Source organism: Bradyrhizobium sp. Arg237L (assembly GCF_029990105.1).
GTDB lineage: Bacteria > Pseudomonadota > Alphaproteobacteria > Rhizobiales > Xanthobacteraceae > Bradyrhizobium.
The window spans coordinates 20,048-36,282 of record NZ_JAQMIL010000066.1; the positions used below are offsets into that span (position 1 = coordinate 20,048).

A 16,235-nucleotide genomic window follows, 5' to 3' on the forward strand; every position below is an offset into this window, starting at 1 on the left:
GTATAACGTGCATTGAGGTATGAAAATTATGTTGTTTTTTGAAGCTCTTACAAGAAATCGGCGCGACTGTGCGCAACTCGAAAGGCAAATTTCTGATGAAAATCGAGATCAAAAAGATCGGGAATTCCGATGGCCTGCTGCTTCCTCGCGAGCTGATGCAGCGGCTCGACCTGAAGCGCGGTCAGCAACTGCATGTCACCGAGCTTCCGGGAGGCGGCTTCCAGGCGCTTCCCTACGATCCGGATTTTGAACGGACGATGGAAGTCGCAGATGAGGTCATGGACAAGTATCGCGATACGCTGGCGGCGCTCGCAAAATAACGGAAGTTGGGAATGAGCGAGCCGGAAGAGCCGCTTTGGATCACCTATGAGCAAGCAATCGCCATCCACGCCCGTCAACTTCGTCGCTTCGGCGGCGCCCCCGGGCTACGCGACGAAGGCATGCTGCGATCGGCGCTGGAGCGCCCGGTCAACAAATGGAGCTACGAGCAGGCCTCTTTGGCTGAGCTGGCGGCAGCCTATGCGTTTGGCCTCGCCAAGAACCACGCCTTTATCGATGGGAACAAGCGTATTGCCTTTATGGCGATGATGACGTTTCTCATCAAGAATGGCGTCAGCTTCAGTCCTGACCCGGCGCACGCGACATCAATAATTCTGTCGCTCGCGGCCGGGGAGGTCTCCGAGGAAAGCCTCACCCGCTGGATCCGGGATAATTGGCCTTCCGAATGAGGCGATAGGCGAGGCGGCGTTGCCCTGTTCGCGGCTTTGCGCTATGGCACGGCTGAAATTCAGACGTTTGATGACTGGGGACACCGATGGCAAACCATAGCGAAGTGGCTTACACCACCGCCGACGGCAACGACTACATCGAGCATGAGCGGACCTATGAAGGCTTCATCATGCTGGTCAAGTACGGCACCGCGACGGTCGCCCTCATTCTCGTCTTGATGGCCTTCTTCCTGGTCTGATCTCTCGCCGGCCGCGCCGCCAATGCCGGCGGTGCTCAAAAAAATTGCATTCAAACCGGTCCCAAAACCGGTATCCAACGTTGCGGGAGTAACGCTAAGTTTGCTTGCGTGCGCTGTCCCGCGCCGCCGGAGGCCTTATGAAGATTGCCGTTGCCAAGGAAATCGACCCGTCCGAACCGCGGGTCGCCGCGTCCCCTGACACTATCAAGAAACTCAAGGCGCTCGGCGCCGAGATCGCGGTCGAGCCGGGCGCGGGCATCAAGTCGGGCCTGCCGGATTCGGAATTCACCGCCGTGGGCGCCACGGTGAACGCGGATGCGGTGAAGGATGCCGACATCGTCATCAAGGTGAAGCGGCCGGAGGCGTCCGAACTCTCGAAATACAAGCGCGGCGCGCTCGTCATCGCCATCATGGACCCCTACGGCAATGACGCCGCGCTGAAGGCGATGGCGGATGCCGGCATTTCGGCCTTTGCGATGGAGTTGATGCCGCGCATCACCCGCGCGCAGGTGATGGACGTTTTGTCCTCGCAGGCGAACCTCGCCGGCTACCGCGCGGTGATCGAGGGCGCCGAAGCCTTTGGCCGCGCCTTTCCGATGATGATGACCGCGGCCGGCACGATCCCCGCCGCGAAAGTGTTCGTGATGGGCGTCGGCGTCGCCGGCCTGCAGGCGATCGCGACCGCGCGCCGGTTAGGGGCCATCGTCACCGCGACCGACGTGCGTCCGGCGACCAAGGAGCAGGTGGAGAGCCTCGGCGCCAAATTCCTCGCGGTCGAGGACGAGGAGTTCAAGAACGCACAGACCGCGGGCGGCTACGCCAAGGAGATGTCCAAGGAGTACCAGGCCAAGCAGGCCGCGCTCACCGCCGAGCACATCAAGAAGCAGGACGTCGTGATCACGACGGCGCTGATCCCCGGCCGCCCGGCGCCCATGCTCGTCTCCGCGGACATGGTCAAATCGATGCGGCCGGGCTCAGTGCTGGTCGATCTCGCCGTCGAACGCGGCGGCAATGTCGAGGGCGCGAAGGCCGGCGAGGTCGTCGACGTCGATGGCATCAAGATCGTCGGCTATACCAACGTCGCCGGCCGTGTCGCGGCCTCCGCCTCGGGTCTCTATGCCCGCAACCTGCTGGCTTTCATCGAGACGCTGGTCGACAAGGCGAACAAGGCGCTTGCCGTCAATTGGGATGACGAACTGGTGAAATCCACCGCGCTGACCAAGGACGGCGCCGTCATCCATCCGAACTTCCAGCCGAAAGCTTAAGGAGAGAAGCCATGGAGCATATCGCGCAGGCCGTCGATCCCTTCGTATTCCGGCTTTCCATTTTCGTGCTGGCCGTGTTCGTCGGCTATTTCGTGGTGTGGTCGGTGACCCCCGCGCTGCATACGCCGCTGATGAGCGTTACCAACGCGATCTCCTCGGTGATCGTGGTCGGCGCGCTGCTCGCGGTTGGCGTCGGCATGATCTCGAGCGGCTCGGGCTGGGCGCGCGGCTTCGGCTTCGTGGCGCTGATCTTCGCCTGCGTGAACATCTTCGGCGGCTTCCTTGTCACCCAGCGCATGCTGGCGATGTACAAGAAGAAGTCCAAGTAAGCGGCTAATGGGAAGTTTCCAACAGATATCGTCATGCCCCGCGCAGGCGGGGCATCCAGTACGCCGTGACGCTTCGTCGGAACACGACGATTTCGGATTACTGGATCATCCGCCTTCGCGGATGATGACAGGACGGGGGACCTGAGATGAACGCCAATCTCTCTGCATTATTGTATCTCGTGGCGGGTGTGCTGTTCATCCTGTCGCTCAGGGGGCTGTCGAGCCCCGCCACCTCGCGGCAGGGCAACCTGTTCGGCATGATCGGCATGGCGATCGCGATTCTGACCACGCTCGCGAGCCATCCGCCGGCCGACGGCGTCGCCTGGCTGCTGGTCGTGCTTGGTGTCGCCATTGGCGGCACGATCGGCGCCGTGATCGCGCGGCGGGTGCCGATGACCTCGATGCCCGAACTGGTCGCCGCGTTCCACTCGCTGGTCGGCATGGCCGCGGTGCTGGTCGCCGCCGGCGCGTTCTATGCGCCCGAGGCCTTTGACATCGGCACGCCCGGCAATATCCACACCCAGAGCCTGATCGAGATGTCGCTCGGCGTCGCGATCGGCGCGCTGACCTTCACCGGCTCGGTGATCGCATTCCTGAAACTGTCGGCGCGGATGAGCGGCGCGCCGATCATCCTGCCGTTCCGTCACCTCATCAACGTCGCGCTCGCCCTGGCGCTGGTGTTCTTCATCGTCGGCCTCGTGCTGTCGGGCAGCGCGCTCGACTTCTGGCTGATCACCATCATTGCGCTGGCGCTCGGCGTGCTCATGATCATCCCGATCGGCGGCGCCGACATGCCAGTCGTGATCTCGATGCTGAACTCCTATTCCGGCTGGGCCGCGGCCGGCATTGGTTTCACGCTCGGCAATTCGGCGCTGATCATCACCGGCGCGCTGGTCGGCTCCTCCGGCGCGATCCTGTCCTACATCATGTGCCACGCGATGAACCGGTCCTTCATCTCGGTCATCCTCGGCGGCTTCGGCGGTGAGACCGCGGCGGCGGCCGGCGCGACCGGCGAGCAGAAGCCGGCCAAGCTCGGCTCGGCTGATGATGCCGCCTTCATCATGAAGAACGCCTCGAAGGTCATCATCGTGCCCGGCTATGGTATGGCGGTGGCGCAGGCCCAGCACGCTTTGCGCGAGATGGCCGACATCCTGAAGAAAGAAGGCGTCGAGGTGAAGTATGCGATCCACCCGGTCGCGGGCCGCATGCCCGGCCACATGAACGTGCTGCTGGCGGAAGCCAACGTGCCCTATGACGAGGTGTTCGAATTGGAGGACATCAACTCCGAATTCGCCCAGGCTGACGTCGCCTTCGTGATCGGCGCCAACGACGTCACTAATCCGGCGGCGGAAGAGGACAAGACCTCACCGATCTACGGCATGCCGGTGCTGCAGGTGTGGAAGGCCGGCACGGTGATGTTCATCAAGCGCTCGCTGGCCTCGGGCTATGCCGGCATCGACAATCCGCTGTTCTATCGCGACAACACCATGATGCTGCTCGGCGATGCCAAGAAGGTGACCGAGAGCATCGTCAAGGCGATGTGAGGCCGCTTGCGGGCAGCGATGCTCGTCCTGAAATGGCTCCTGATCGTCGCTGCAGTCGGTTATCTCGGAGCGCTCGCGCTGCTGTTCGTCAAGCAGCGCGCGATGCTGTTTCCGATTCCGACGCGGGAGCGAACCTCACCGGAAGCAGCCGGCTTTCCTGAAGCGGAGGAACATGTGCTCACCACCGGCGATGGCGAAAGGGTCATCGTCTGGCACGTGCCGGCAAAGCCCGGCCATCCCGTGATCCTGTATTTTCCTGGCAATGGCGATTTTCTCGCCGGGCGAGTCAGCCGTTTCCGCGCCATGACGTCTGACGGTACCGGCCTGGTCGCGCTTTCCTACCGCGGGTATGCCGGCTCGAGCGGATATCCGAGCGAGCGCGGCATTCTGCTGGATGCTGCTGCTGCTTACGCCTTCACCACGGCGCGCTACGCCGCGGACCGAATCGTGGTCTGGGGATTTTCGCTCGGTACCGGCGTTGCGGTCGCACTGGCTGCGGAACAGCCGATCGGCAAGTTGATCCTGGAGGCGCCCTATACCTCGACGGTCGACATTGCCGGTGCGGCATTCCCGCTCGTGCCGGTGCGCTGGTTGATGCGCGATCAGTTCCGCTCCGACGAGCGCATTGCGCGCGTCAATGCGCCGCTGCTTGTCATGCACGGCACCGACGATGCCGTGATACCGATCATGTTCGGAGAGCGTCTGTTCACGCTGGCGCATGAGCCAAAGCGGTTCGTTCGATTGGCTGGCGGCGGCCACGACAATCTCGACTACTATGGCGCAATCGAAACGGCGCGGCAGTTCATTGGCGGTTTGTAGGTGTGGAATGAAGAAATGGCATGGTGTGCTCGTCCTATCGGCGTTGGTGCTGCTGCCGGGGCAGGCGCGCGCCGCGGCGGCGCTCGACGGCGCGGCGATGACCTGGCCATTTGCCCTTCCGTTCGCCGGCCTGCTGCTGTCGATCGCGCTTGGGCCGCTGCTGTTCCCGAAATTCTGGCATCACCATTACGGCAAGATCGCCGCCGCCTGGTCGGCGCTGACGCTCGCTTCGCTCGCCTGGGTCGCCGGAGGCGCAGCCATGCTAGAGAGCTTCGTGCATGCGATGCTCGGCGAATATCTGAGCTTCATCGTGCTGCTGTTCGCGCTCTATACCGTTGCCGGCGGGATCCTGGTGACCGGCGACATGAGGGGCACGCCTTGGACCAATACGTCGGTTCTTGCATTGGGTACGATGATGGCGAGCGTCGTCGGCACCACCGGTGCCGCCATGATCCTGATCCGCCCGCTGATCCGCGCCAACCTGCCGCGGCCCCATAACGCGCATGTCATCGTGTTCTTCATCATTCTCGTTGCCAATGTCGGCGGCGCGCTCAGTCCGCTCGGGGACCCGCCGCTGTTCGTCGGATTCCTGCACGGCGTCGAGTTCTTCTGGACCACGAGGAACATCTGGCCGCAGACCGCGGTCGTGGCCGGCATCTTGCTGCTGATCTTTGTCGTGCTCGATCTCTGGCTTTTCCGCAAAGAACCGGCTGCGCCGCCAGGCGGAGCGGCGCCGATCCGGGTTCACGGCCTGATGAATCTGCCACTGATCGCCGCAATCATTGCCAGCATCCTGATGTCGGCGACCTGGCGGCCGGGAATTGCCTTCGACGTTCTCGGCACAAGGCTGGAGCTGCAGAACCTGGTGCGCGACGGCCTTCTGGTCGTGATCGCGCTGCTTTCACTGTGGCTCACCCCGGACGAACATCGCGAGGCGAACGGCTTCAACTGGGAGCCGATCCGGGAGGTCGCCAAGCTGTTTGCCGGTATCTTCGCCGCGATCATCCCGGTGCTGGCGATGCTGCATGCAGGGCACGACGGGTCCTTTGCCTGGCTATTGTCCGCCGTCACCGAGCCCAACGGTGCTCCGCGGGAGGTTCCCTATTTCTGGTTCACCGGGCTGATGTCGGCGTTCCTCGACAATGCTCCGACCTACCTCCTGTTCTTCGAACTCGCCGGCGGTGATCCGCAGCGGTTAATGGGGGAATTGTCGGGGACGCTGGCTGCGATCTCCATGGGCGCCGTCTACATGGGGGCGCTCACCTATATCGGAAACGCACCGAACTTCATGGTGGCGGCGATCGCGAACGAGCGCGGCGTCAAAATGCCGAGCTTCTTTGGCTATCTTTTGTTTGCGGGCGGAGTGTTGATACCACTGTTCCTGCTTCTCACCCTTCTGCCGATCGCCCCTGTTCTCAGCGTTCACTGAGTGCCGTATGTTGGAGCTCCTCGAGCAGTGGAGGGGGAGTTCATGAGCGCACACGGTCCGATGCCGCATACGGCATGGATTTTCCCGGCGCTGGCGATGGCACTGTTCGCTGCGGCGACAGCCGTCGGATGGGTGTTCAGCCCATCTCCTAGCGGATGGCTCCTCGCCGCGATCCTGCTGGCCATCCTGTTCGGCACGGTGTTCGCGGCAGTCCATCATGCCGAGGTGATCGCCGAAGAGGTCGGCGAGCCTTTCGGCACCTTGGTGCTGACGCTAGCGGTGACGATCATTGAAGTGGCGCTGATCACCACGATCATGCTGGGCGACAAGCCGCAGCCGGCCCTGGCCCGTGACACCGTGTTCGCAGTCGTGATGATCGTCTGCAACGGCCTGGTCGGGCTTTGCATCTTCATCGGCGGGTTGCATTATCGAGAGCAGGATTTCCAGGTTTCCGGTGCCAACCTTTATCTCAGCGTGTTGTTCGTGTTGGCGACGATAACGCTGGTCATGCCGAATTATACGTTGGCGACGCCCGGGCCGGTCTATTCGGCCACGCAACTGGGCTTTGTCGACGTGGTCACGCTCGCGTTGTACGGCGTCTTTCTCTACATCCAGACCATGCGGCACCGCGATTACTTCGTCGTCGAGTCCGCAAATGATGCCGAGGCGCCGAAGAAGTCATCGGGCGCAGTGCTGGCGCTCAGTGTTCCGTTGCTCCTGGTTTCCCTTCTGGCCGTCGTGCTGCTGTCAAAGAAATTCTCGCTCGTCATCGATGCCACCGCGGCGATGATCGGTGCGCCGGCAGCCTTCGCGGGCCTGGTGGTCGCGCTTCTCATCCTCATGCCGGAGGCCGTCGCCGCGGCTTCGGCCGCCCGCAATAATGATTTGCAGAAGAGCATCAATCTTGCGCTGGGTTCATCGCTTGCCACGATCGGGTTGACGATCCCGGCGGTCGGCATTGCCACCTACCTGCTGGACAAAGAACTTGTACTCGGGCTCAGCGCCCAGAGCACGGTGCTGCTGTTCCTGACCTTCCTCTTGAGCATGCTGACCTTCGGCACCGGCCGCACCAACATCCTGTTCGGCTTGGTGCATCTGGTGGTATTTGCCGTATTCTTGTTCCTGGAATTCGTGCCATAGGAGACGATGACGATGCTTGCCGCCAAATCCGACGTCCAGGTCGACACCCCCGAGGTCCGCGTCACGGAGTGGCGGCTGGCGCCGGGCAGTGCGACCGGGCGTCATACCCATGAGATGGACTATGTGATCGTGCCCGTGACCGCGGGCGAGATGACCATCGTGGCGCCCAGTGGCGAGCGGTCGAAGGCCCAGCTCGGCGCCGGCAAGTCGTATTTCCGAAAGGCGGGGGTGGAGCACGATGTGCTTAACGAGACCTCTACGGAGATCGTCTTCCTCGAGATTGAACTCAAGCCGTAAGCATCCGTGATCGCCGGAACCGGCCGGTTGCCATTGATCCGTCGCAGTTGATCCCTCAATGTGCCTCAAAGTTCCCGCATCTAACGGCGCGGCGGGGAGTGGTTGGCAATGCTGAAATACCTGACGAAATTTGTCGTCGATATCTTACCCTCGGTGGCTGCGACGGTCATCGGGGCCTACATCGTTAACCACTACATCGTAGCCAAGCCGGATGCGCCGGCCGCCGCCGCTGTTTCGACCGCTCAGCCGAAGGCGGCTGTTGTGAGCAAGCCGGTCGAAAAGGCCGCCGAGGTCTCCAATCTCCCCGAAGCTGGCGTGAAGGCCAAGGGCATGTCGGAGCGCACATTGATGGAGCGCACGGCGTCCGAGAAGGCTACGGTGACCGAGAGGCCGGCCGAGAAGGCGACCGAGAGCAAACCCGCCGAAGCGCCCGCCGAGACCGCAAGCATTCCGCCCGCCGAGCTCCGTCGCCATCAGCCCGCACCGCGCGAACGCGAAAAGGCCGTCGCCAAGGTGACGCCCGCGCCGGCGCAGCAGCCTGCTACCGTGCCCGCCGCTACGCCCGCCTCGCCGCCAGCCGAAGCTGCGGCTGTATCGGACGAGCATCGTGACGCCAACGACCTCGCGCGCGCCGCGATCGAGCGGTTGCGCGGCACCGCCGAGGGCGGCTCTCGTGCGCCGGAGACGGCGCGTGCACCTGAAGCGCCTCGCGTCGCGACCGCACCGTCAGTGGTGCGGCCGTTGCCGCCACCGATCATGGTCTCGACGCCGCCGAGCGAGACCTTCGGCCAGACCTCCCAGCCGCGTCCGCCTTATGCCGCAAGCGCGGCTGACGATCCGAACCGTCCGACGCCGCCGGCCGACATTCCGACCTCGCGTCCGCCGCTGGATCTACGCGCCGACGCGGCAGCGGCGGAGCCGGCCAAGGAGCGCCCGACGATCGGCGACGATATGCTGTCGGCTGCGAAGTCGGTATTCCACGCGGTCCTGCCGAAATAGCTGAATTTGATCGCTTGCCTGTAGCCCGGATGGAGCGCAGCGCAATCCGGGATCACGCCGTGTGGCCAGTTGAGCCCCGGATTGCGCTGCGCTCCATCCGGGCTACGACTCGAAACTAACCGCCCGTGCGCGCGAGGCCGCTGCGCGCGGCGTCGTCCCTGGGCCGCAATGCTACCGCCCGGCTGTATGAAGCTGCTGCCTTGCTCTTGTCGCCGAGCCGCTCATAGGCCTCGCCGCGCACCGTCCAGGCCTGGGCGCTGTTCGGATCGGCCTGCACCGCTTCGTCAAGATCGGCGGTCGCTTCCTTGGCCTTGTTGAGGGCGAGATAGCTGTTGGCGCGCGCCAGCAACGGCTCGACGCGCTGCGGCGCCAGGCCGCTGGCCGCGCTGAAATCCTCGATCGCCTGCTGGTGCTGGTTCTGGCCCTGATAGATCAGGCCGCGGCCATAGAGCGCCTGCGTATTGTAGGGATCGAGCGCGAGCGCCTGTTCGAATTCGGCGAGCGCCTGTTCGGTCTTGAAGGATCGCGCGAAGTCCTGGCCCCGCGTCGCGTGCTCCTTGGAGTCGCTGACATTCTGGGTACTGACGCTGCCGGTTGGCTTTTCGGTGGCGGCCTGCTTGGGTTTGTCGTTGCCGGCCCCCCATGATCCCAGATCGAACGAGCAGCCGCCCAAGAGAACGCCAAGGGGGACGCCAAGTAAGACGGCAAGCAGGATCGCCGGCCGCGCCATCAGGCGCGGGACAGTGAAAGCTCCAGAGCGGGGGCGGGATGCCGGAAACACCATCAACGGAACTGCTCGCGTAATGGAAATGCTCGCGTCTGCAATTCCGTATTGGTAGCTGGCCGCGGTGCAAAATGCACCGGCCAAAAAGCAAAACGCGGACCGGTCAGGCCCGCGTTCTCATTTCCGACTTTTTATAAAGGTGCGATCAGCGCGGACCGCGTCCAGCGCCCGGGCCGCCACGTCCACCAGCGCCGCGATCACCACCTGCGCCGGCGCCGAACACCGGCTTCGGCTTCATCGGCAACAGGCCTTCGCGCTGCAGCTTCTTGCGCGCCAACTTGCGGGCGCGGCGCACGGCTTCGGCCTTCTCGCGGGCCTTCTTCTCGGAAGGCTTCTCATAGTGGCCGCGGAGCTTCATCTCGCGGAAAATGCCCTCGCGCTGCATCTTCTTCTTGAGCGCCTTCAGGGCTTGATCGACATTGTTATCGCGGACGAGAACCTGCACGCGGCATCCTCTTTTCGATTGGTCGGTTCGGAAATCTGAAAAAGCCAAGGTCGGCAAAAAGGCCAGACGTTCAGCCTAGGGGCGCGCATGTAGCAGACAAAATCGCAAATGTCCACCAGTGAAGCAGCGGCAAGGGCCAAGTAAAGCCACGAAATAGGGCAGAATTGCCACTTAGCGGCCCTGATTGGGGTGATTCGACGCCAAATGCTTGGCCGCTACCGCAGCTTTTGCCCGCTCCGGGAAACAAAATAACAGGAGAACTGGTATGGACACACAAAAATATGCCGCCGAGGCGATCGGGACGTTCTGGCTCACATTTACGGGATGCGGCAGCGCCGTGATCGCCGCTGGCTTTCCGCAAGTCGGAATTGGCCTGGTCGGTGTGTCACTGGCGTTCGGATTGAGCGTCGTCACCATGGCCTATGCGATCGGCCATGTGTCCGGCTGCCATCTCAATCCGGCCGTCACCGTCGGCCTTGCCGCCGGCGGACGTTTTCCCGTTGGCCAGATCCTGCCCTATGTGATCGCGCAGGTGATCGGTGCGATCGTCGCCGCGGGAGTGCTCTATCTGATCGCGAGCGGTGCGCCCGGCTTCGACCTCGCCAAGGGCTTTGCCTCCAACGGCTATGACGCGCATTCGCCCGGGCAGTACAGCCTGTTGTCCGGCTTCATCACCGAGGTGGTGATGACGATGATGTTCCTGTTCATCATCATGGGTGCGACCCATGGCAGGGCGCCTGCGGGCTTTGCGCCGCTCGCGATCGGGCTCGCACTGACGCTGATCCATCTGGTCAGCATTCCCGTCACCAACACCTCGGTGAATCCGGCGCGCAGCACCGGGCCGGCATTGTTCGTCGGCGGCTGGGCGCTGGCGCAGCTCTGGCTGTTCTGGGTGGCGCCACTGATCGGCGGCGCGCTCGGCGGGGTGCTCTATCGCTGGCTCAGCGAAGAGCCGACCGGCGTCGTCGAAGGCGTACGACAGGCTTGATCAATTTCTGATTTGAGACTTTGCCGGCGGGCTACGGTTTGTTGCCTGCCGGCGCTACTTCGGTGGCGCTACTTCAGTGACATGGCCCATCTTGCGGCTGGGCCGCGGCGGACCCTTGCCGTAGAGGTGCACGGTTGCGCCGGGCACTGTCAGCCATTCCTCATAGCTCAGGATGTCGTCGCCGATCAGGTTGGTCATGGTCACCGCGCCATGGCGGATCGGTTTGCCAAGCGGCCAGCCGGCGATGGCGCGGATGTGCTGCTCGAATTGCGAAATCGAGGCGCCGTCGAGCGTCCAATGTCCGGAATTGTGGACCCGCGGCGCGATCTCGTTGACCAGCACGGTCGGTCCGTCCTTGCCCGCCACTACGAACATTTCGACCGCGAGCACGCCGACATAGTTCAGCGCGTGCGCGATCTTCTCCGCAATCGATCGCGCCTGCACGGCGAGCTCGGCCGGGATCGCCGCCGGCGCGCGCGAGATCTTCAGGATGTGATCGCGGTGCTCGTTCTCGGTGACGTCGAAACATTCGACGTGGCCGTCCGAGGAGCGCGCGGCGATCACGGAGATTTCGCGCTCGAACGGCACGAAGGCTTCGAGAATGGCGGATTTGGTGCCGAGGTCTTCCCAGAGCTGGTCGATGTCGTCGCCCTCGCGGATCATCGCCTGGCCCTTGCCATCATAGCCGAAGCGGCGCGTCTTGATCACGGCGGGAAGGCCGATGCGCGCGATGCCGGCGCGCAGCGTTTCGACCGAGGACACATCGGCATAATCGGCGGTGCCGATGCCGAGCCTGGTGATGAAGTCCTTCTCGATCAGCCGGTCCTGCGTGGTCTCGAGAATCTTCTGCGACGGCAGCACCGGGCGGCGCGCCGCCAGCACCAGGGCGGTCGCGGACGGCACGTTCTCGAATTCATAGGTGATGATGTCGACGTCATTGGCGAACAGTTCGAGCGCCTCGACGTCGGCAAATTCCGCGCAGGTCGCGTGCTGCACCACGTCGAAGGCGGGCGAATCCGGATCCGGCGAGAACACCTGGCATTTGAGGCCGAGCCGCGCCGCGGCCATCGCCAGCATCCGGCCCAATTGTCCGCCGCCGAGAATTCCGATGGTATCACCCGGCTTCAGCTTCACTCTTGTCGAAGCCGTCACGCCGATGCCTCCGGATGCTCCTTGACCGCGTCGGTCTGTTCCTTGCGCCAGGCGGCAAGGCGCGCCGCCAGCGCCGGATCGTTCAGCGCGAGCACGCTCGCTGCCAACAGCGCCGCGTTGATGGCACCCGATTTTCCGATCGCCAGCGTGCCGACCGGGATACCGGCCGGCATCTGCACGATCGAATACAGCGAATCGACGCCCGACAGCGCCTTTGATTCGACGGGAACCCCGAATACCGGAAGTTCCGTCAGCGCAGCCGTCATGCCGGGCAGATGCGCGGCGCCGCCGGCCCCGGCAATGATGACCTGGAAACCGGCCGCCTTGGCGCCCTTGGCGAACGCGTACAGCCGGTCCGGGGTGCGATGGGCGGAAATGATCCGCGCCTCAAACGCGAGCCCGAGGGCGGTGAGCGTTTCGGCGGCGTGGCCCATGGTCTCCCAGTCCGACTGGCTTCCCATGATGATGGCTATTGCGGCGGGCATGTCGTCAATTCTGTTCGGGAATCCAGAAGCATGGGCCGGATTATAAGAGCGGCCCGTCACTGATCCAAGGCGTGGCAAGGAATCCGGAATGGACTATCCTGTCTTGGTGAATGCGGGCAAGCCTCATCAGCGGGCCTCAACAAGGATGCTTATGAAAAAGAAGAAGAGGGCGGCTGCATCCGGGGCCGCGAAAAGGAAAAGCGCAGCTGCGCGCAAGGTTGCGCCTCGCCGCGCCCAAGCCGCACTTACCCAAGCGGCACCTGCCCAAACCGGACCTGCCCAGGTGTCCTCGGCTGCGTTGACCGAGGCGAAGGCGACAATTCGCCGCCTCAAGGCGGAACTGGCCGCGGCGGAGGCGCAGATCGCGGAACTGCAGGCATCCGCGGAGACCGATTTCCTGCTGGACATCCTCAACCGGCGCGGCTTCGAGCGCGAGCTCAACCGCTCGATCGCCTACATCAAGCGCTATCATGCCAGCGGCGCGCTGGTCATGCTCGACGTCGATCGCCTGAAACCGATCAACGACACCTATGGCCATGCCGCCGGCGATGCGGTGCTGAAGGCGGTCGTGAAGACAGTAACGAGCCAGGTGCGTGCCTCGGACGTGGTCGGACGGCTCGGCGGCGACGAGTTCGCGGTACTGCTGTGGAACCTGACCGAGACCGACGCCAAGGCCAAGGCCGCGGCGCTGGAGCAATCGATCGATCGCCTCACCTTCGATTTCGGTGGCCGCAGCGTCAGCGCGGGCGCCTCGGCCGGCGTTGCGATCCTCGGTCCGCACTCCGTGGCGAGCCGCGCGCTGGAAGAGGCGGACAGCGCGATGTATGTGCGCAAGGCGCAGCGGCGGCATGAAGTAGTGGGCTAATAGCGATCGCCTTCACAGGCCAAGATCGTCCGGCACGTTGCCGAATTTCCGCAGCAGGTGCGCATCGCCGAATTCGCCGATCATGGGATCGCCGGTGCGGCTGAAAGCGACCGCGCCGATGCTGCCCGGCATCCGCGACATCATCTCGGCGCGCCGCAACGCGGTCGCGGCGCTCTGGCACTCCTCGGCATTGCCCGCGACCAATTCACCGCTGTCGTCCCGCACGAAAGGCAGCGCAACGTAATAGGTGATATCGGCCATCGGCGTGCTCCTTACCTACGCGGCGTCGTTCTTTGCCTGCGCGAAACAGGTCGCGAGCGCGTCCTGTAATTCCGCGACCTCGGTCTCAAGGAATTCGTTGGCCATGATCAGCGCCTTGATGGTGCTGCGCAGATTGCCGTCGCACATTGCGATCGCCTGGTCGCAGGCCACCTCGTAGCGGTTGTTGTCGGAGAACACTGACGGCATGGGCATGGCGATGATCCTTCCGGTTCTGGCTGGCGGCAGCGGCAATGTTCTTATTTTGTTCTAGTGAAGTCAAGAGGGCGGAAGCGCCTCGCGGGCGGCTTGTGACCGATCGCGCCAAGCGCCTGTGGATGTCTGCCTGTGGATGTCGGGGACAGCTAGTCAACATGCGCTGTCAGCAAAGCCAGGCGCAAATTCTCTCGTCTCGTCAACCCGGGGCGCGCAAAGCGCGAGCCCGGAATCCATTTCACCACTTGCACGCGCGGCCCGATGGGTTCTCTGATGTGCAATTGCACATCAGAGCTCGTCCTTCGGGCGCCCAGGAATGACGAAGTGGAGAAAACCAACACGTCACGCGATGATGTCGGGCGTGATCTGATCCTCGATGAAGGCGATGCGATCGCGCAAGTGCAGCTTGCGCTTCTTGAGCCGCTGCACCATCAGCAGATCCGGCGCCGGCGACTGATGCAGCGCGTCGATGGCTGCGTCGAGATCGCGGTGCTCCTGCTGCAGCCGTGCAAGCTCTGCGTGGAGTTCGCGCTCATCTTCGTCGGTCATGGCTGTGCACTAAAAAATAAGCACGGTGAGGTTGTGGACGGATCGCTCGGTATCCGCGCGCCGAAATATCCTCCCTCCACGCTCGCCGCGCAAGTTAAGACGGTTCCATACGCACGTTCTGTTACAGATAAATTCGAAAATGTCGCAGCGCTGATTCGCAATCCCCGTCGACAGATAGTCTGGCTGGTGTACACTTTGTTGTCCTGATCGAAATTGAGGTTAACCTGCCGAGGAGGTTTCGTAATGGCGATACAGGCGCATCTGGTCGAACTGGAACGCAAGCACAAAATTCTCGAAAGCGAACTACACGAAGCGCTCCTGCACCTATCTACAGACGATCTGCAAATCACCGAACTCAAGCGCCGCAAATTGATGGTCAAGGACGAGATCGAACGGTTGAAACAATCCGTCGGCGAGACCTTCCACTAGCCAGTCCCCCGGTAACGTATCGCAACATACACCACTTCAGGCCGGATGGGCGCCGAAGCGCTCATCCGTGGCAGATGTTGCGACTGCTCACACGAATTCGCCGACGTAATCGGCGATCGCGAGCGACGACGTCAGGCCGGGCGATTCGATACCAAACAGATTGATCAATCCAGTGACGCCGTGATCGCGCGGCCCCTGGATCAGGAAATCCTGCGTCGCCACCGCCGGCGGGACGATCTTCGGCCGGATCCCGGAATAGCTTGGCATCAGCGCCCCGTCCGGCAGTCCGGGCCAATATTTGCGGATTGCCGGATAGAAGCGGTCCGCGCGCGCCGGATCGACGGCGTAGTCGATGCTCTCCACCCATTCCACATCCGGGCCGAAGCGGGCCTGCCCGGCCATGTCCAGGGTGAGGTGCACGCCGAGCCCGCCGGGCTCGGGCACCGGGTAGATCAGCCGCGAAAACGGTGCCCGCGCGCTGCAACTGAAATAGTTTCCCTTGGCGAGATAGGCGCATGGGATCAATTCGAGCGGCATGCCCTCGATGCCGCGCGCGACCGCCGGCGCCCCGAGCCCTGCGGCATTGACCAGCAGGTCGCATGCCAGCGTCATCGGTGCCTCGCCGCCGGCCTCGATCTCGATCCGGCCGGCGGCCGCCTTGGCGCGGAGCAGCGGGGTATGGAACGCGAATGCCGCGCCGGCAGCCTCCGCATCGCCCGTCAGCGCCAGCATATAGGCGTGGCTGTCGATGATCCCGGTGGACGGCGACAGCAGCGCGGCGTCGCAATTCAACGCTGGCTCCATCGCGCGGGCGGCTTCGCCCGAAAGCAGCTCCATGTCGAGTACGCCATTGGCCTCGGCATGGGCGCGGATCGATTGCAGCTTTTCGGTCTCTTTCGGCGTGGTCGCGACGATCAGCTTGCCGCAATTGCGATAGGGGACGCCGTGGTCCTCGCAATAACGGTAAAGCGCATGCTTGCCGCTGACGCACATCCGCGCCATCAGGCTGCCGGCCCGGTAGTAGATGCCGGCATGGATCACCTCGCTGTTACGCGAGGAGGTCACGGTGCCGATCCCCTCGGCGGCTTCCAGCACGATCACTTCGCGCCCTGCTTGCGCGAGGCGGCGCGCGACGGCAAGCCCGATCACACCCGCTCCGATGACGACGCAATCAACTCTGTCCATGGATCCTTCAAGTCCGGGAATCGGCGCGAATAGGGTTCTGCTTGTTGTTGTCCATCCGAGCCTTGGTAGCAACGCCCCGGATGGCCTCGA

At 63.4% G+C, this 16,235-nt stretch carries 22 protein-coding genes; 14 read left to right on the plus strand and 8 right to left on the minus strand.

The features are described from left to right. Positions 1 to 95: 95 nt before the first annotated feature. The 11 genes from OZ411_RS31795 to OZ411_RS31845 all read left to right on the plus strand — a co-directional run bounded on the left by OZ411_RS31795 (position 96) and on the right by OZ411_RS31845 (position 8,789). Complete coding sequence (locus OZ411_RS31795) at positions 96 to 320, plus strand: AbrB family transcriptional regulator (protein ID WP_282531122.1); 225 nt, start codon at positions 96 to 98, stop codon at positions 318 to 320. Positions 321 to 332: 12 nt separating this feature from the next. Next, on the plus strand, positions 333 to 728 hold the full coding sequence (locus OZ411_RS31800) for a type II toxin-antitoxin system death-on-curing family toxin (RefSeq protein WP_282531123.1): 396 nt from the start codon (positions 333 to 335) through the stop codon (positions 726 to 728). Between the two features lie 86 nt (positions 729 to 814). Beyond that, positions 815 to 967 (plus strand): aa3-type cytochrome c oxidase subunit IV, encoded by a 153-nt coding sequence (locus OZ411_RS31805; protein ID WP_282531124.1) that lies wholly within the window; start codon positions 815 to 817, stop codon positions 965 to 967. Positions 968 to 1,104: 137 nt separating this feature from the next. Continuing rightward, positions 1,105 to 2,232, plus strand: coding sequence for a Re/Si-specific NAD(P)(+) transhydrogenase subunit alpha (locus OZ411_RS31810; RefSeq protein WP_282531125.1), 1,128 nt, complete (start codon positions 1,105 to 1,107; stop codon positions 2,230 to 2,232). Between the two features lie 11 nt (positions 2,233 to 2,243). Next, positions 2,244 to 2,561 carry a proton-translocating transhydrogenase family protein gene (locus tag OZ411_RS31815; protein ID WP_028166994.1) on the plus strand — a complete coding sequence of 106 codons (318 nt, stop codon included), beginning with the start codon at positions 2,244 to 2,246 and terminating at the stop codon, positions 2,559 to 2,561. Positions 2,562 to 2,707: 146 nt separating this feature from the next. Next, positions 2,708 to 4,105 carry an NAD(P)(+) transhydrogenase (Re/Si-specific) subunit beta gene (locus tag OZ411_RS31820; RefSeq protein WP_282531126.1) on the plus strand — a complete coding sequence of 466 codons (1,398 nt, stop codon included), beginning with the start codon at positions 2,708 to 2,710 and terminating at the stop codon, positions 4,103 to 4,105. An 18-nt stretch (positions 4,106 to 4,123) separates the two neighbouring features. Then, positions 4,124 to 4,924: an alpha/beta hydrolase gene (locus OZ411_RS31825; protein ID WP_282531127.1), complete on the plus strand. Its 801-nt coding sequence runs from the start codon at positions 4,124 to 4,126 to the stop codon at positions 4,922 to 4,924. Positions 4,925 to 5,021: 97 nt separating this feature from the next. Continuing rightward, positions 5,022 to 6,353: a sodium:proton antiporter gene (locus OZ411_RS31830; RefSeq protein ID WP_130584102.1), complete on the plus strand. Its 1,332-nt coding sequence runs from the start codon at positions 5,022 to 5,024 to the stop codon at positions 6,351 to 6,353. Between the two features lie 42 nt (positions 6,354 to 6,395). After that, entirely contained in the window at positions 6,396 to 7,493 is a 1,098-nt protein-coding gene (locus OZ411_RS31835) for an ionic transporter y4hA (protein WP_130584103.1), read from the plus strand. Between the two features lie 12 nt (positions 7,494 to 7,505). Beyond that, the gene (locus tag OZ411_RS31840) at positions 7,506 to 7,790 is read left to right on the plus strand and encodes a cupin domain-containing protein (protein WP_282531128.1); all 285 of its coding nucleotides are present in this window, start codon (positions 7,506 to 7,508) and stop codon (positions 7,788 to 7,790) included. 108 nt (positions 7,791 to 7,898) lie between these two features. Continuing rightward, positions 7,899 to 8,789 carry a hypothetical protein gene (locus OZ411_RS31845; RefSeq protein ID WP_282531129.1) on the plus strand — a complete coding sequence of 297 codons (891 nt, stop codon included), beginning with the start codon at positions 7,899 to 7,901 and terminating at the stop codon, positions 8,787 to 8,789. Positions 8,790 to 8,904: 115 nt separating this feature from the next. Here OZ411_RS31845 and OZ411_RS31850 read toward each other — a convergent pair whose 3' ends face one another. Beyond that, positions 8,905 to 9,519 carry a tetratricopeptide repeat protein gene (locus OZ411_RS31850; protein WP_349017051.1) on the minus strand — a complete coding sequence of 205 codons (615 nt, stop codon included), beginning with the start codon at positions 9,517 to 9,519 and terminating at the stop codon, positions 8,905 to 8,907. Positions 9,520 to 9,718: 199 nt separating this feature from the next. Continuing rightward, entirely contained in the window at positions 9,719 to 10,018 is a 300-nt protein-coding gene (rpsU, locus tag OZ411_RS31855; protein ID WP_027579707.1) for a 30S ribosomal protein S21, read from the minus strand. Positions 10,019 to 10,283: 265 nt separating this feature from the next. On the opposite strand from rpsU, the gene aqpZ reads away from it, so the two are divergent. Then, positions 10,284 to 11,006, plus strand: coding sequence for an aquaporin Z (aqpZ, locus tag OZ411_RS31860; protein WP_282531131.1), 723 nt, complete (start codon positions 10,284 to 10,286; stop codon positions 11,004 to 11,006). 54 nt (positions 11,007 to 11,060) lie between these two features. Here aqpZ and OZ411_RS31865 read toward each other — a convergent pair whose 3' ends face one another. Together OZ411_RS31865 and purE are read right to left on the minus strand one after the other, a co-directional pair. Beyond that, entirely contained in the window at positions 11,061 to 12,158 is a 1,098-nt protein-coding gene (locus OZ411_RS31865; protein WP_282531132.1) for a 5-(carboxyamino)imidazole ribonucleotide synthase, read from the minus strand. Continuing rightward, positions 12,155 to 12,643 (minus strand): 5-(carboxyamino)imidazole ribonucleotide mutase, encoded by a 489-nt coding sequence (purE, locus tag OZ411_RS31870; protein ID WP_130582243.1) that lies wholly within the window; start codon positions 12,641 to 12,643, stop codon positions 12,155 to 12,157. The genes OZ411_RS31865 and purE overlap by 4 nt, the downstream gene beginning before the upstream one ends. A 145-nt stretch (positions 12,644 to 12,788) precedes the next feature. On the opposite strand from purE, the gene OZ411_RS31875 reads away from it, so the two are divergent. Then, a complete protein-coding gene (locus OZ411_RS31875) occupies positions 12,789 to 13,508 on the plus strand; it encodes a GGDEF domain-containing protein (RefSeq protein ID WP_282531144.1) in 720 nt (239 codons plus the stop codon). Between the two features lie 12 nt (positions 13,509 to 13,520). Here the strand turns inward: OZ411_RS31875 and OZ411_RS31880 are convergent, their stop codons facing one another. From OZ411_RS31880 to OZ411_RS31890, 3 genes are all read right to left on the minus strand, one after another. Next, on the minus strand, positions 13,521 to 13,769 hold the full coding sequence (locus OZ411_RS31880; RefSeq protein WP_130582240.1) for a hypothetical protein: 249 nt from the start codon (positions 13,767 to 13,769) through the stop codon (positions 13,521 to 13,523). Positions 13,770 to 13,784: 15 nt separating this feature from the next. Then, positions 13,785 to 13,976 (minus strand): hypothetical protein, encoded by a 192-nt coding sequence (locus OZ411_RS31885; protein WP_028167007.1) that lies wholly within the window; start codon positions 13,974 to 13,976, stop codon positions 13,785 to 13,787. 348 nt (positions 13,977 to 14,324) lie between these two features. Continuing rightward, positions 14,325 to 14,531 carry a DUF465 domain-containing protein gene (locus OZ411_RS31890; protein WP_028167008.1) on the minus strand — a complete coding sequence of 69 codons (207 nt, stop codon included), beginning with the start codon at positions 14,529 to 14,531 and terminating at the stop codon, positions 14,325 to 14,327. A 243-nt stretch (positions 14,532 to 14,774) separates the two neighbouring features. Here OZ411_RS31890 and OZ411_RS31895 point away from each other — a divergent pair, with 243 nt between their 5' ends. Beyond that, positions 14,775 to 14,960, plus strand: coding sequence for a DUF465 domain-containing protein (locus OZ411_RS31895; protein WP_130582239.1), 186 nt, complete (start codon positions 14,775 to 14,777; stop codon positions 14,958 to 14,960). An 87-nt stretch (positions 14,961 to 15,047) separates the two neighbouring features. Here OZ411_RS31895 and OZ411_RS31900 read toward each other — a convergent pair whose 3' ends face one another. Continuing rightward, complete coding sequence (locus tag OZ411_RS31900) at positions 15,048 to 16,145, minus strand: NAD(P)/FAD-dependent oxidoreductase (protein ID WP_282531133.1); 1,098 nt, start codon at positions 16,143 to 16,145, stop codon at positions 15,048 to 15,050. Between the last annotated feature and the right edge of the window lie 90 nt (positions 16,146 to 16,235).